This window comes from Richelia sinica FACHB-800 (assembly GCF_014698825.1).
Lineage (GTDB): Bacteria > Cyanobacteriota > Cyanobacteriia > Cyanobacteriales > Nostocaceae > FACHB-800.
In genome coordinates, this window is sequence record NZ_JACJTT010000013.1 from 22,590 (window position 1) to 35,887 (window position 13,298).

Annotated in this window: 15 protein-coding genes and 1 riboswitch; of the genes, 6 read left to right on the forward strand and 9 right to left on the reverse strand. The window is 39.6% G+C overall.

The annotated features are described in order from the left end of the window. Window positions 1-2: 2 nt before the first annotated feature. The 3 genes from H6G73_RS11480 to H6G73_RS11490 are packed head-to-tail and all read left to right on the forward strand — an operon-like array spanning window position 3 to window position 3,345. Window positions 3-1,205 carry an ABC transporter substrate-binding protein gene (locus H6G73_RS11480; protein ID WP_190604460.1) on the forward strand — a complete coding sequence of 401 codons (1,203 nt, stop codon included), beginning with the start codon at window positions 3-5 and terminating at the stop codon, window positions 1,203-1,205. Further along, window positions 1,205-2,290 (forward strand): iron ABC transporter permease, encoded by a 1,086-nt coding sequence (locus H6G73_RS11485; RefSeq protein WP_190604462.1) that lies wholly within the window; start codon window positions 1,205-1,207, stop codon window positions 2,288-2,290. Before H6G73_RS11480 ends, H6G73_RS11485 begins: the two co-directional genes overlap by 1 nt. Further along, entirely contained in the window at window positions 2,287-3,345 is a 1,059-nt protein-coding gene (locus H6G73_RS11490) for an ABC transporter ATP-binding protein (RefSeq protein WP_190604464.1), read from the forward strand. The genes H6G73_RS11485 and H6G73_RS11490 overlap by 4 nt, the downstream gene beginning before the upstream one ends. Here H6G73_RS11490 and H6G73_RS11495 read toward each other — a convergent pair. From H6G73_RS11495 to H6G73_RS11515, 5 genes are all read right to left on the reverse strand, one after another. Then, window positions 3,328-4,158, reverse strand: a complete 831-nt coding sequence (locus tag H6G73_RS11495) for an energy-coupling factor ABC transporter ATP-binding protein (protein WP_190604466.1) — start codon at window positions 4,156-4,158, stop codon at window positions 3,328-3,330. The two genes, H6G73_RS11490 and H6G73_RS11495, sit on opposite strands and share 18 nt — an antisense overlap. Continuing rightward, window positions 4,139-4,945 (reverse strand): cobalt ECF transporter T component CbiQ, encoded by an 807-nt coding sequence (gene cbiQ, locus H6G73_RS11500; RefSeq protein ID WP_190604468.1) that lies wholly within the window; start codon window positions 4,943-4,945, stop codon window positions 4,139-4,141. Before cbiQ ends, H6G73_RS11495 begins: the two co-directional genes overlap by 20 nt. Continuing rightward, complete coding sequence (locus H6G73_RS11505) at window positions 4,942-5,244, reverse strand: energy-coupling factor ABC transporter substrate-binding protein (RefSeq protein WP_190604470.1); 303 nt, start codon at window positions 5,242-5,244, stop codon at window positions 4,942-4,944. Before H6G73_RS11505 ends, cbiQ begins: the two co-directional genes overlap by 4 nt. After that, window positions 5,231-6,010 carry an energy-coupling factor ABC transporter permease gene (locus H6G73_RS11510; RefSeq protein ID WP_190604472.1) on the reverse strand — a complete coding sequence of 260 codons (780 nt, stop codon included), beginning with the start codon at window positions 6,008-6,010 and terminating at the stop codon, window positions 5,231-5,233. The genes H6G73_RS11505 and H6G73_RS11510 overlap by 14 nt, the downstream gene beginning before the upstream one ends. A 22-nt stretch (window positions 6,011-6,032) precedes the next feature. Continuing rightward, a riboswitch (cobalamin riboswitch) is annotated at window positions 6,033-6,172 on the reverse strand. Between the two features lie 118 nt (window positions 6,173-6,290). Then, window positions 6,291-6,695, reverse strand: a complete 405-nt coding sequence (locus H6G73_RS11515; protein WP_190604474.1) for a hypothetical protein — start codon at window positions 6,693-6,695, stop codon at window positions 6,291-6,293. Window positions 6,696-6,987: 292 nt separating this feature from the next. Here H6G73_RS11515 and H6G73_RS11520 point away from each other — a divergent pair, with 292 nt between their 5' ends. After that, window positions 6,988-7,953 carry an SGNH/GDSL hydrolase family protein gene (locus H6G73_RS11520; protein WP_190604476.1) on the forward strand — a complete coding sequence of 322 codons (966 nt, stop codon included), beginning with the start codon at window positions 6,988-6,990 and terminating at the stop codon, window positions 7,951-7,953. A 117-nt stretch (window positions 7,954-8,070) separates the two neighbouring features. Here H6G73_RS11520 and H6G73_RS11525 read toward each other — a convergent pair whose 3' ends face one another. The 3 genes from H6G73_RS11525 to H6G73_RS11535 form a co-directional block, all read right to left on the reverse strand. Continuing rightward, window positions 8,071-8,853 carry a COP23 domain-containing protein gene (locus H6G73_RS11525; protein WP_190604478.1) on the reverse strand — a complete coding sequence of 261 codons (783 nt, stop codon included), beginning with the start codon at window positions 8,851-8,853 and terminating at the stop codon, window positions 8,071-8,073. 358 nt (window positions 8,854-9,211) lie between these two features. After that, window positions 9,212-10,195, reverse strand: coding sequence for a glycerophosphodiester phosphodiesterase (locus H6G73_RS11530; protein WP_190604480.1), 984 nt, complete (start codon window positions 10,193-10,195; stop codon window positions 9,212-9,214). Window positions 10,196-10,358: 163 nt separating this feature from the next. After that, window positions 10,359-11,642, reverse strand: a complete 1,284-nt coding sequence (locus H6G73_RS11535) for a dihydrolipoamide acetyltransferase family protein (protein WP_190604482.1) — start codon at window positions 11,640-11,642, stop codon at window positions 10,359-10,361. A gap of 119 nt (window positions 11,643-11,761) precedes the next feature. Here H6G73_RS11535 and H6G73_RS11540 point away from each other — a divergent pair, with 119 nt between their 5' ends. Both H6G73_RS11540 and H6G73_RS11545 read left to right on the forward strand, forming a co-directional pair. After that, window positions 11,762-11,968 carry a hypothetical protein gene (locus tag H6G73_RS11540; protein ID WP_190604484.1) on the forward strand — a complete coding sequence of 69 codons (207 nt, stop codon included), beginning with the start codon at window positions 11,762-11,764 and terminating at the stop codon, window positions 11,966-11,968. 336 nt (window positions 11,969-12,304) lie between these two features. Continuing rightward, window positions 12,305-12,796, forward strand: a complete 492-nt coding sequence (locus H6G73_RS11545; RefSeq protein ID WP_313947766.1) for a hypothetical protein — start codon at window positions 12,305-12,307, stop codon at window positions 12,794-12,796. Window positions 12,797-12,834: 38 nt separating this feature from the next. Here H6G73_RS11545 and H6G73_RS11550 read toward each other — a convergent pair whose 3' ends face one another. Beyond that, the gene (locus H6G73_RS11550) at window positions 12,835-13,284 is read right to left on the reverse strand and encodes a YlqD family protein (RefSeq protein WP_190604488.1); all 450 of its coding nucleotides are present in this window, start codon (window positions 13,282-13,284) and stop codon (window positions 12,835-12,837) included. Window positions 13,285-13,298: the final 14 nt, after the last annotated feature.

Consider the following 13,298-nt stretch of genomic DNA (forward strand, 5'->3'; position numbering starts at 1 on the left):
AAATGATAAAACTCCCCCACCAAAAACCAATCATTTTCCTCTGTCAATTATGCCTCATAGCCACCCTCATCATCGCTTGTAATCACACCACAATTCACACATCAACTAACACCTGCACCCCCAACTATAACCCTAACCAAGATTACTTCCCCAATAAAATCAAAATCACCCACGCCAAAGGTTTTGCAGTTGAATATTATCAACACTACAAAGTAGTTACCATCAAAAAACCTTGGCAAAATGCTAAAACCCAGTTTCAATATGTTTTAGTCCAATGTGGAACTCCCACACCCCAAGGATTTAGGCAGGCACAAGTAATTACAGTTCCCATTAACTCCATAGTCTCTCTATCAACTACACATTTACCCCACTTAGCTAAATTAGGTGTAGTTGATAAATTAATTGGTGTGAGTAATATTAACCAAGTCAATACACCTGAAGTAGTTGAGGAAATTAAAGCCGGAAATATTACCCAAGTCGGCAATAATTCCAATGTAGATATCGAAAAATTATTAGCATTAAATCCCGATTTAGTCACAACCTTCGGTACAGGTAATTCCCAAACTGATAGTTATAGCAAACTCACAGAAGCAGGGTTAAAGGTGGGGATAAATGCTGAATATATGGAAGATACACCTTTGGGGAGAAGTGAATGGTTAAAATTTACGGCTTTGTTTTTTAATCAAGAAGCCAAAGCAGAAAAGATATTTAATGAAATTGCGAATAGATATATACAAATAGCCGCCAAAGCTCAATCTGTGAAAAACCGTCCGAGTGTATTTGTTGGCTTTAACTTTAAAGGTACTTGGTTTATGCCAGGTGGTAACAGTTATGTAGCGAAATATCTCGCTGATGCTGGAGGAAATTATTTGTGGAGTGATGATAAATCTAATGGTAGTTTACCGCTTTCTTTTGAAGTGGTTTTAGAACGTGCTGCTAATGCTGATTATTGGTTGAATTTTAGCCAAGCTTGGCGAAGTGTCAAGGATTTAATCGCAGAAGATAACCGCTATGCTGATTTTCAAGCTGTGAAAACAGGCAATCTTTATAACAACAACGCGCGTGTGAATGCGAATGGTGGTAATGATTACTGGGAAGGGGGAATTAGTAATCCTGATATTGTGCTTGCAGATTTAATTAAAATCTTGCATCCAGAAATATTACCGAAGCATCAATTGTTTTACTATCGTAAATTTAGCCAATAATGTTACTTAAATATCTGCCGTCTAACCTATTAATACTCTTTAAATCTACTTCTATCAGAACTTTAGTATTTTTATTGTTAATTATCGGTTTTGTTGTTGCATTTTTACTAGATTTAGCTTTAGGTTCTGTCTCTATTCCTATTCAAGAAGTTATCAATATTTTACTGGGACAAGAGCCAGAAAAAGCAACATGGGCGAATATTATTCTCAAATTTAGACTTCCGAAAGCTTTGACTGCAACTTTAGCGGGTGCGGCTTTGGGTGTGAGTGGGTTGCAAATGCAAACTCTATTTAAAAATCCCTTGGCGGGGCCTTTTGTGTTAGGAATTAGTTCTGGTGCAAGTTTGGGTGTGGCTTTGGTGGTGTTAACTGCAAGTGTGACGATACCAACTTTATTAAATGATTTGGGAATTATTACTGATTTTGGGTTGGTGATAGCTGCTAGTCTTGGTGCGGCTTCGGTTTTGGGTTTAATGTTAGTGGTGGCGCGTCGGGTACAAGAGACGATGACGCTGCTAATTTTGGGTTTATTGTTTGGTTACGCTACGAGTGCAATTGTGAGTATTTTATTGCAATTTAGCTCTAAAGAACGGATTCAAAGTTATATTATGTGGACTTTTGGTAGCTTCGCTGGAGTGACTTGGAGACAGTTAATTGTGTTAATTCCGGTGATAGTTTTTAGTTTATTGGTAGCGGTGTTGCAATCAAAATCTTTAAATGCGCTGTTGTTGGGGGAAGCTTACGCGCGGAGTTTGGGTTTAACGGTGAAGAAAGCTAGATTTTCTATTATTAGTAGTGCTTCTATTTTAGCTGGTGGAATTACGGCTTTTTGCGGGCCGATCGCATTTTTGGGTGTGGCTATTCCTCATTTGTGTCGCAGTCTATTTATGAGTTCCGATCATCGGATTTTAATCCCTGGGGTGATGATTATGGGGGGAATATTGGCTTTGGTGGCTGATTTGTGTTCTCAGCTTTGGGTGAGTCAGATGGTTTTACCTTTAAATGCAATTACGGCTTTGATAGGGACTCCTGTGGTTAGTTGGGTGATTTTGAGGCGTAATTCCCAAAAGTCCTTTCCATCATGAATAATGCGATTTTAACTACTCATAATCTGAATATCGGTTATCAAACATCCCGCAAAACTGTGCGGTGTGTGGCAAGGGATATTTCTGTTTGTCTGGAAGCTGGGGAATTGGTGTGTTTATTGGGGCCGAATGGTTCGGGTAAGTCTACATTACTGCGATCGCTTGCGGGAATGCAACCACCTCTAGCGGGTGAGGTGCGACTTTTGGGTGATGATATCTATAAGTTAGCACCGCAGGATTTAGCCAAGCGGTTGAGTTTGGTGCTGACGGAAAGGGTGGATGTGGGAATGTTATCGGCTTATACTCTGGTGAGTTTGGGAAGACATCCTTATACTGACTGGTGGGGAAAATTAACACCCGAAGATAAAGCAATTATACATTGGGCGATCAAATCTGTAGGTGCGTTACATTTAGCTGTGCGTCAAGTTAGCGAACTGAGTGATGGTGAACGTCAAAAAATTATGATTGCGCGTGCTTTGGCGCAGTCGCCGATGGTAATGTTATTAGATGAACCGACGGCATTTTTAGATTTACCACGCCGGGTAGAAATTATGCAATTGCTACGTCAGTTAGCACGAGAAAATCAACAAGCAATTTTACTTTCTACCCATGATTTAGATTTAGCTTTGCGGCTGGCTGACCAAGTTTGGTTATTAACATCTGAGGGGGTTTTACAGGTTGGCGCACCAGAAGATTTGGTGTTAAGTGGTGCTTTTGCTGATACCTTCCGCAGTGAAGGTGTAGAGTTTGATATGTTTTCTGGGGAGTTTCATTTACATACCCCAGTCAAGGGAAAAGTTCATGTTATCGGTGAGGGTATTACAACTGTTTGGACTATTCGTGCTTTACAAAGAGTAGGGTTTTTAGTGAATAAAATTGCTCAAAATGCGGTTACAGATGTTATGAAAACATCCATATTAATAAAAGTAATATCTCATGCAGAACCAACTTGCTGGAAAATATATCATCACAACCAGTATACCTGTTATTCCTTGGCAGAATTAATCAAAATTTCCCAGGAGATATTTACAGCTAATTTAAAAATTACGGACTAGTTCTAAAATTCTTTGTTGTACTCGTTTAATCACCATTTTTTCTTCATCAGATAAATCATCTAACAAAATTTGGTTGATTAGTGGTAAACCCAAATCTAACTCCTCTAAAACTTTTCGCTGGCTAAATACTTCTTGTGGTTCACCTTCAAGGATTAATTGCCCTTGATCCATGACAAACAACCAATCTGCCCACCAATAAACTAAATCTAAATCATGGGTTGCCATTAATAAAGTATTACCATTTTGATGAATTGTTTGGAGTGTTTTCATCAAATGGCGACTATGTTTTATATCTAAATAGGCAGTGGGTTCATCTAAAATGAGTAATTCCGGTTTTAGTACCATCACATCAGCAATAGAAACTCGTTTTTTTTGCCCTAAGCTGAGATGATGGACTGGCTTGGCTGCTAAATGAGTGAGTCCAAATTCAATTAATGCTTGCTCAACCCGATTTTTAATTTCTGGTTCTGGTAAACCCAAATTACATAAACCGTAAGATATATCTTCTTCAACGGTAGATGCTACTAATTGCTGTTCTGGATTTTGAAATACTAAGCCGATTTGCTGTCGTAATTGAATCAGAAATCGCCGATGATAATTTAATGGTTGACCACGCCAATATACCTTACCTGAGGTAGGTTTGTGTAAACCATTAGCTAGGAGTAATAGCGTAGTTTTACCACTACCATTTTGACCAATTAATGCACATTTTTTTCCTTTAGGAATTCTTAATGTTAGCTTATTTAAGGCAGGTTGATTCGCTCCAGGATATTTATAGGATACCTGCTCAAATTCAAGTAAATATTCTTGCATTGCACCAAATTTCTAATCCGATTAAAACAACACAGCCACAAAGTGCTTCTATGATATATCTAGGAGAAGGATAATAATTTCTGGAATGCCAAACTCGAAATTCTCCTGTAAAACCTCTGGTTTCTAGTCCTAGAGAAAATTGACTATATTGTTGTAAAGTACGTTGTAATAGTTGTCCAACTAATATTGCTAAACTTTTCATACTAGTCTGCCAATTGCGGTAGCCAATCCGGGCGTTTTGTGCTGTCCATAATTCAGCCGCAACTTGCAAAAGAATGAAAATAAACCGATACATTATTAATAATAAATCGGTTAATAAAACTGGACAGTGCCAACGGCGGAGAGTTTGTAATATCTCTGTGAATGGGACAGTCAACATGAGAAAATACAAACAGGAAATAGCAGCAAAGGCGCGAGTGAATATAGATAAAGCCTGGATAGTTCCATGATGGCTAAGATAAATATAGTAAGCACCTAAATTCAGTCCATACCATAAATCAGGTTGGATTTTTGGAAAATCTGCAATAGCCACAATATTAATTATCAGTGCGGGTAAGCTGGTTAACCAAAACAAACTCGCAAATATTAACAAGCGCAAGTATATCTGGGCGGGAATTTTGGCATAAATTACTGTCCAAATGCCCATCCACAATGCCATTAAAATCTGTACGAGGGGATGGGTTGCTAAGGAAATTACAAGAGTGATCAAGGCAAAAATTAATTTATGTTCAGGTGGTAAGCCTCGTAGTTGATTGGTGTAAGCTAAAGTATCTAATTTCAGACTCATTCTTCACGTCTTGCTTGTTGGGAACGTCCTTTATATAAACCAATGACATAACCAACTACTCCTGCACCTAAAGCAGCTTGAGATGCGAATAATAAACTGGCTACTTCACCACTGGGAGGTTCAAAGATGGATTTAACCCAAGGTTGATATTCTGGTTGAATTTCTGTGATCACTGCTTTGGCCTGATCATCAGCACCACCAAACTCACCATCCCGAACCAAAATAATTGGTGTTACAGCTAAAGCTAATACAGCTAGGACTAACAACCAGTTATTCAATCCTGTTTTAGATTGATTCATTGCTTTGATGTTCCTGTTTGATTAATTTCAGCAATTCTAATTCTTGAGGATTATAGGATTGTAGCCAGTTCCACACCAGCACTGTGAGTAATCCTTCACTAATTGCTAAGGGAACTTGAGTTATGGCAAAAATACCGGCAAATTTGAGAAATGAGGCGATAAATCCACCCACAGGTGCAGGAAAGGCTAATGCCAGTTGAATAGAAGTAATAATGTAGGTGAGTAAATCTGCCAATGCTGCGGCTAGGAAGATAGCAATTCTTTCCTTGCCAGTGAAGCGCATAGTCAGATGATAAATCCAATAGGCGGCAAATGGCCCAGCGATCGCCATAGAAAAAGCATTCGCACCCAAGGTAGTCAAGCCACCATGGGCCAGCAACAAAGCCTGAAATAGCAATACCAAGCTACCTAACACTGACATGGACAGGGGTCCAAACAGCACTGCACCTAGACCTGTTCCTGTGGGATGGGAACAACTACCTGTGACGGAAGGAATTTTTAAGGCTGAGAGAACAAAACTAAAGGCACCAGCTAAACCTAAAAGTAATTTCAGTTCTGGGTTAGCTTGAGTAATACGGGTGAGACTGCGTACACCGAAAACAAAAAATGGTAATGCTACTACCCACCAAAAAACCGCCCACTGCACAGGTAAAAAACCTTCCATAATGTGCATCGCGTAAGCGGGTTTAGGTAAACCTACGACTGAGTAAAAACTGATAGCTGTCATTAAGGTTAGACTGACTAACCCCTGCTGTCTTCTGGACATAATCTGTACCTCGCAGATGTATGTAAGGGAATTTTCATCGGCGGGCATCCTGACTTGCCTGATTATGGCTCACAGTTGCGGGACAGTGCCGGATTTACACCGAACTTTCCCCCTTGCGTCCGATAGCTGCTTCCCATCAGAACCGATTGGTGTCACTATATCACCACGTCAGTGATTTCATCAAAAATTTGCTTCAGCAATCGATTTTATGAAAAAAGCAGGCACAATACCTGCTCTAGCATAAATATGTGAAAATAGGTGGATATTTTTAAATAGTCAATTAGCTTTGTAACTTTACTGCCGCACGCTGTAATGGTAAAACCTCTGCTAGTGTTAATTCATGATCAGAAGTTAGATGACTGCTACAACAAATTGTACTAAAAAATACTGGTTGACCAATTTGTTGGGAAAAATATTGCTCTAGTAATAAGCGAGAGGTAATATCTCCTAATAAATCAGCAATATCTTTTGTTAGTTGGTCTTGGTCGTCACGATGTACCATTCTAAATTTGAATGGTGTTTCACCAACTAATTTTCTCACTTCTGAATCAAATTTATCTGGTTGATTATCTACAAAAGCTTTAGCTGCTGCTTCTAAAAAATCCCAAGCTTCTGGAAAAATTTCGCGAATTTTGTCAAGATGATTTTCAGCTTGATAAACTAAAGTTGCTGTTTTGCAATCCATTAGGTAGATTTCCCAGTCAATATTGGGGATGATATTAATATCATGCTTTATTAATGTCAAACGACTATCTGTCAAATTAGTTAGAGATTAATCACATTTGCCACTTCTCAAAACTGGCGAGAAGTTTATCAGTAAAAAACAGGAAGCTTTTAGTAAAAAATAATACTAAAAATTATTAACGAAATTTGATTTCAACCAGATATACAAGTTAGTGGAGCGATCGCTTTTCCTTCTTGGGAAAATTTGATGTACTGTAATACTGGATAACTTCAGTTGACATGGGTATTTGCAGGTGAAAGAGACGCTAATCATCATTGTGGCGTTAGTTCTAGGGTTATTGGTAGCAATCGAGTTAGGATTGCGATCGCTCTTTGGTTTTGGTAATCCCTTAATTTACATTCAGGATGAGAAAATCGGTTATTTATTAGCACCCAACCAGCGCACCCGTCGCTTTGGTAATCGCATTGAAATTAATGAATATTCCATGCGGAGTGGGTCAATTGCCAAGATACCTCAACCATTAACGCTGCGTGTACTGCTTTTGGGAGATTCCATTGCTAACGGTGGTTGGTGGACAGATCAGGCAAATACCATTTCTAGTTTACTCACCAATTCCTTAGGTTCCCTCACCCATCATCAACAGATAGAAGTATTAAATGCTTCTGCTAACTCCTGGAGTCCCCGCAACGAATTAGCCTATTTACAAAAGTTTGGCACATTTAACGCTCAGGTGGTGGTTTTATTAATTAACACTGATGACTTATTTGGGATTGCACCTACATCTTTACCTGTGGGAAGAGATATCAATTACCCAGATAGGAAACCACCTTTAGCTATGGCCGAAGCGATCCAGCGCTACTTACTCAAACCCAAACCCATCCCGGAAATGGCAGAACTGCATCAAGAAAAAGGCGATCGCGTGGGTATTATTTTAGAGGCTATTGGTCAAATTAAAACCTTCACCCAGGAAAAGAATTGTCAACTAATTTTAGCCATGACACCCTTATTACGGGAAATAGGTGAACCAGTCCCCCGTGACTATGAAATTATTGCCCGTCAGCGTCTCCAAGACTTGACCAAAAGCCAAAAAATTACCTATATAGATTTTCTCCCTATCTTTAACGCTTTTCCCAATCCCCAAAGCTTATATCATGACCATATTCACATGAATTTAAAAGGAAATCAGTTAGTGAGTCAAGAATTAGAGCGATCGCTACGGGAATTGTTAAGTTTGGGAAATCCTCAAAATGATTTGTAACCTAATATGGGGAGAAATAATAGGGAACAGGGAAAATTTGCCAGAAATTTATGACCAGAAATTCACACTTTTAATTAACCACCCTGTTCACCCTCAATATTTAGCTACACATGATGATTAGCGAAATCTACCAGGATTTAACCGAATGTTGTTTTGTGGTTGAGAACGACGATTAATAGATACACCATTGCGGAGGTTTCTAGCTGTTCCACCATCTTTGGGGTCAAGGAAAGGCTTCAAATTAATGCCACCGCGAGAGGAATTCACCTGATTATTCCGTCCACCCAATAAACTATTGCCCAAGTTATATATTGCACCTAGTCCATTGTTATTGCGATTATTAAAAGTATTGACTGCAATAGTTTGTTGTCCATCATCAGCAGATATCAAATTTTGAAATACACTACTGCGGACAGTGTAAGGGTCTTTACCACGGGGAACAGTCAAAACAATGCGACATGTGGGAAGAGCTTCAGTGGTAACGCAAATAATATTTTCGCTATTTTGTCTAGCGATGTTGAGTTCTTGCAAGCCATCAGGACGATATAATTCTAAACGTTCAGCGATCGCATTACACCGTGCTTCAGGAGTCCAACCACCACCCAAAGCTTGAGGTGCAGCCCAAGCAAAGTATTGTCCTGGTTGACTTTCCGGCTGATACATTACAGTATATCTACCATTGACAAATTGACAGCTAAATTTTTTATCACCATCAACAGTGGTAGAACTGGGAGTCGTAGTAGATGAACCAGAGGTACTAGGTGAAGGGTTAGAGGGATAAGTGATATCTGAATCACTAGTTGGGACTACCACACCACCTTGAGCGAAAACCGCAGAATTACCCAGCAGTAAAGAGATACTCAGTCCAGCGAATAAAAACCGACGTGCTTGTGATAACATAAATTAACCTTTAAATTATATTCCTAACTTCAGTGACGGAGAATTTCAGTTTTTGATTCTTTCCGAAGCTGCTTTTTTTTAGCCTGGGTTTTTCCCTGCTACCATTGGCTTTATATAGATGTAGGGCCGTTAAGGCATTAACTAAAACTAAAACTTAGACCATAAAAGGCTTTTAACACCGTCACCTGCTATAGGTAATGAATGTGTGTCTCAAGAGTGGGAATTAAGACAGCAGTTGCAAAGCCATTTTGCTACCCTTGCTAGGGGAAAGACGGTTACCTATTTTTAGGCTGTCGGTGTAATTATAACTAATGTCCAGAACTGGATATGACAGGAAATATACTGTGTAATAATTTTATCAGATGAAACAATCAATAGCCGTATCTGGATAGTCACTGAACACACCATCTATACCTAAATTAAAAAATAGCTCATATTCACCCTGTGGATTTCCTTGTAAATCTAAAGGTAAAAATTCATTTTCATTACGAAAAGTCCAACCATGAATTAATAAATTAGCTGCATGGGCATCACTAATTAAAGATGTGGGAGATAGTAAATAACCTTGACTATCTCTAGTGATAATTAAATTCTTATTTACACCAATAGCTTGGGCATATTCAGCAATTTTTGCTAACCCCGATTTACTAATTAAATCCCTATAGGTACGAGTATCACCATTAATGACAAAATCATAGGGTTGATCATGGTCATTAATCAACTGTACTAAGGGTAAATCTGTTTTACCAGATAATGCTTTTAAATTACTCACTTCAAAGGATTGAATAAAGACAGGGGCATGTCTTCCCTGATAGCCATTGCTATGCAACGTATTCAGTAAATTGTCTTCCAATGGTAAATTAATTGATTGAAAATAACTCGGATGTTTTGTTTCTGGGTATATTCCAATTAAACGATTAATTTCTTGGCTTTTTCTTTGCGCTAAATCAATTATTTCTTGCAGAGTAGGAATTGTAAATTTGCCATTATAAACAGTGTTTTGGGGACGTAAATTAGGAATGCGCTCCTTTGCTGTTAAGGTTTTTAATTGAGCAAGAGTTAGGTCTTCTGTAAACCAACCTGTTTTTACTTGCCTATCAATAATTTTGGTGGTTTTTAAATAGGCAAACTCTGGATAGTCAGCAATATCTGTAGTTTCTGAAATCTCATTTTCATGACGAGCAATTAACACCCCATCCTGAGTAGAAACTAAATCAGGTTCTATATAATCTGCTCCCATATCAATTGCCAATTCATAAGCAGCTAACGTATGTTCGGGACGATAGCCGCTAGCCCCTCGATGAGCGATAATAATTGGCTTTTTGGATATATTTTTATTCATAAATTTTGAAAAAATTGTGTAAATATAGCTGGAGAAAAGACAGTTATGCAATTAACTAAAACTTTTAAAAACTCCCTGTTCCCTATTCCCTAATATAAAAAAGACCTGAAGCTATATAAACTCCAAGTCTAGAAATTAAATTGCTGTTGCCAAAATATTTTGGTTATAGAGTTAAAGATTGAGGATTTGTTTCAATCAATTTTGCTAAGTCTTGCAAGAATGCGGCTGCATGAGCACCATAAATAATCCGGTGGTCACAGGTGATATTAACTTGCATTTGTTGACGTACACCGAATAAACCTTCGGGAGTAGCAACCACTTGTGGACGGGATGCACCGATCGCTAAAATTGAACCTTGTCCAGGGGGTAAAATCGCATCAAAGGTATCTACTCCAAACATTCCCAAATTAGACAGGGTGAAGGTACCTGTGGTGTATTCATCTGGTTGGAGTTGTTTCGCTCTGGCTCTTTCTACTAAAGATTTCCAGGTACGGGACAGGGAATAGATATCTACGGTATCTGCTTTCTGCAATACTGGGGTAATTAATCCACCATCTTCCATTGCCACCGCTACAGCAATATTCAAGTTTGGATGATAGACAATTCCTTGGTCTGAGTAGCTAGCATTCAACAAGGGGTGTTTTTGTAAAGTGACAGCTACGGCTTTGGCCAGTAGGGCTGTCATCGTTACACCTTTAGATTTTATTTGTTTATAAACTTTATCTAGTGCATCAGTGGTGATGGTGTAGCTGACACGGAACACAGGCACTGATAAACTAGCTACCATATTCCGCACAACTGCGTTTTGCAGGGTAGTTAAAGGAACTACTTGACCAGGCACGGAACTAGCGACTGCGGGTGCAGGTGTGGGTGCAGGTGCGGCTGTGGGAATAACAGGTATTGCAGGTACTACGGGTGCAGGTGCAGGTGTAGGTGCTTTACCTGCGGCAGTTTCCACATCTTCAGCAATGATGCGACCAAAGGGGCCACTACCTTTGAGATTAATTAAATCTATTTTGAGTTCTTTTGCCAGCTTGCGAGCACGGGGTGAAGCTACTAACCGTCCTTCTTTATGGTTAGAACCATTTTGAGAAGCTGTGACTGGTGCAGCTACGGCAGCAGCAGCGACGGGTACAGGGGTAGGTGCGGCAGCTGTAGCAGTGCTGGCTGGGTTAGCTAAGGATTTTGCAGCTTCGATTTCTGCTTCTGTTTCTGCAATATAAGCGATCGCTGCACCAACAGGGGCAGTTTCACCAGCTGGGACTATAATCTGGGCTAGATATCCTTCATAGAAGGACTCTACATCCATATCCGCCTTATCTGACTCAACAACCACCACTGTTTCGCCTTTTTCCACTTTATCTCCTGGCGATTTCACCCAAGAGACTATTTTCCCCTCGGTCATGGTGGAACTCAGCGCCGGCATAAATACTTCGTTAATGCTCATATGGTGGTTTAGGAATCAATAATTTTTATGGACTTTAACAGCTGTTGCCAGATCGAATTGTATCTTGGCATGAGAATTTTTAGAATAAGGAGTTCAGGAGTTACAGAAGTTACAGGAGTATGGCTGCGCCACGCTGCGCGAACAGAAGTATGGCTAACGCCACGCTGCGCGAACAGGAGTCAGTAGGGGCGGGTTTACAGATATCATCAACTATGAACGAGAATTTTGGTAAACCCGCCCGTACAGGAGTATGCCTACGGCACGCTACGCAAACAGGAGTTGCAGAAGTTGCAGAAGTTGCAGAAGTTGCAGAAGGAAGAAAATGAACTCTTCTTCCTCTGTCACCTGTCACCTATCACCTATCACCTGTCACCTGTCACCTGTCACCTGTCACTCTGGAACCTATGAAACAGATAAATGTCTATTCATATAGTAACTATGGACAGTAAGTCAATATCTATTTTGCCCATTGGCTGTTGGCTGTCAATAGCAGTTAGGATGGCTGTACATCTCTATCTTTTTTGCTACTTCTTCTGTAGCTATAAACCACTGATCAGTAGAGGTGAAAGGGTGTGAGTGGAATTTAGAATTCAAAGTTGGTGGTTAAACCGTTATAATTCCTCTTTGATACTATGTCGCCAAGGCTTACATTGTTTTTCATTTTGACAATCAGTTTCTTTGTTTCTGCTGGTGTTGGAGTTTGGATTCATCAACTTCAGCCAATGACATTGAATACGGAAGTTGTCAATCAGCAAAGGCAGGAATTTTCTGTAGTTGCCCAGTCTTCAGAGGCGATCGCTGATCCAGAGCGACACCATTATAAAACAATCCCTTTAGATAGTAATAACTTTGTGCTGCAAGGCAGTGATCCTACTATTCTGGCCCTCAATGCCATTGATGATCTGGGGCTAGTGTCTGGTAAACCAGAAATAGAGGTGGTTTATCCCCAGCCCAATCAAGCATTGGTGACGGTTACACAAATACCATTGACTGGGAATAAGGGTAAAAAGGTGAAATATCGGTTGGAGATGACTACTTTCGGGCGATCGCTTTTGGTCAATTCACCTCCAGTATGGCAGATTATCTGGGCTGGTTCCCAGGCTAAATGTCTACCTACAGGTAAGATTACCTCTCAATACAATGGTTGTCAGTAGTCCCTATAAACTGAACTACTGACCAAGGGGTCTAATTGTTAGACATCACCGCGAATGTCTTCAACTACGCCATCCCGCAGGACTATTTCTACCTGCATTTTGCTAATTAAGTTATCACCTCTTTCCACGCGGAAAAATCCTTCCATTTGAAATTGGTTAACTTCTTGGTCTAATTCCAGCAATTGTACTTGCTGAAGATTTTGCAACATTTGATTTTTTTGTTCGAGCAGTTCGCTTTTCTTTTGATTAACTTGGAGTTGAATATTATCAATTTGTTGTAGGGTTTGAGGGCCTGGTGGTTGTAAATTCTGCTTTTGAATGGCAGTAATTGCCCTTTGTCCTTCGATATCTAATTGTTGTAATTGTTGATCAAGTTGGTTGATCTGTACTTGTAGTTGTTGTTGTACTTCGTCTTTCCAAAGAGGTGTAACTATGGCTTTGACATTAACAACTCGTTTTAACAGCAATTGAGGGTTGGAGACATCCATAAAGATTTTTTGTT

Coding starts and splice junctions, on each gene's coding strand:
- H6G73_RS11480 (WP_190604460.1), top strand. CDS start 3: ATGATAAAACTCCCCCACCAAAAACCAATCATTTTCCTCTGTCAATTA.
- H6G73_RS11485 (WP_190604462.1), top strand. CDS start 1,205: ATGTTACTTAAATATCTGCCGTCTAACCTATTAATACTCTTTAAATCT.
- H6G73_RS11490 (WP_190604464.1), top strand. CDS start 2,287: ATGAATAATGCGATTTTAACTACTCATAATCTGAATATCGGTTATCAA.
- H6G73_RS11495 (WP_190604466.1), bottom strand. CDS start 4,158: ATGCAAGAATATTTACTTGAATTTGAGCAGGTATCCTATAAATATCCT.
- cbiQ (WP_190604468.1), bottom strand. CDS start 4,945: ATGAGTCTGAAATTAGATACTTTAGCTTACACCAATCAACTACGAGGC.
- H6G73_RS11505 (WP_190604470.1), bottom strand. CDS start 5,244: ATGAATCAATCTAAAACAGGATTGAATAACTGGTTGTTAGTCCTAGCT.
- H6G73_RS11510 (WP_190604472.1), bottom strand. CDS start 6,010: ATGTCCAGAAGACAGCAGGGGTTAGTCAGTCTAACCTTAATGACAGCT.
- H6G73_RS11515 (WP_190604474.1), bottom strand. CDS start 6,695: ATGGATTGCAAAACAGCAACTTTAGTTTATCAAGCTGAAAATCATCTT.
- H6G73_RS11525 (WP_190604478.1), bottom strand. CDS start 8,853: ATGTTATCACAAGCACGTCGGTTTTTATTCGCTGGACTGAGTATCTCT.
- H6G73_RS11530 (WP_190604480.1), bottom strand. CDS start 10,195: ATGAATAAAAATATATCCAAAAAGCCAATTATTATCGCTCATCGAGGG.
- H6G73_RS11535 (WP_190604482.1), bottom strand. CDS start 11,642: ATGAGCATTAACGAAGTATTTATGCCGGCGCTGAGTTCCACCATGACC.
- H6G73_RS11540 (WP_190604484.1), top strand. CDS start 11,762: ATGGCTGCGCCACGCTGCGCGAACAGAAGTATGGCTAACGCCACGCTG.
- H6G73_RS11550 (WP_190604488.1), bottom strand. CDS start 13,284: ATGGATGTCTCCAACCCTCAATTGCTGTTAAAACGAGTTGTTAATGTC.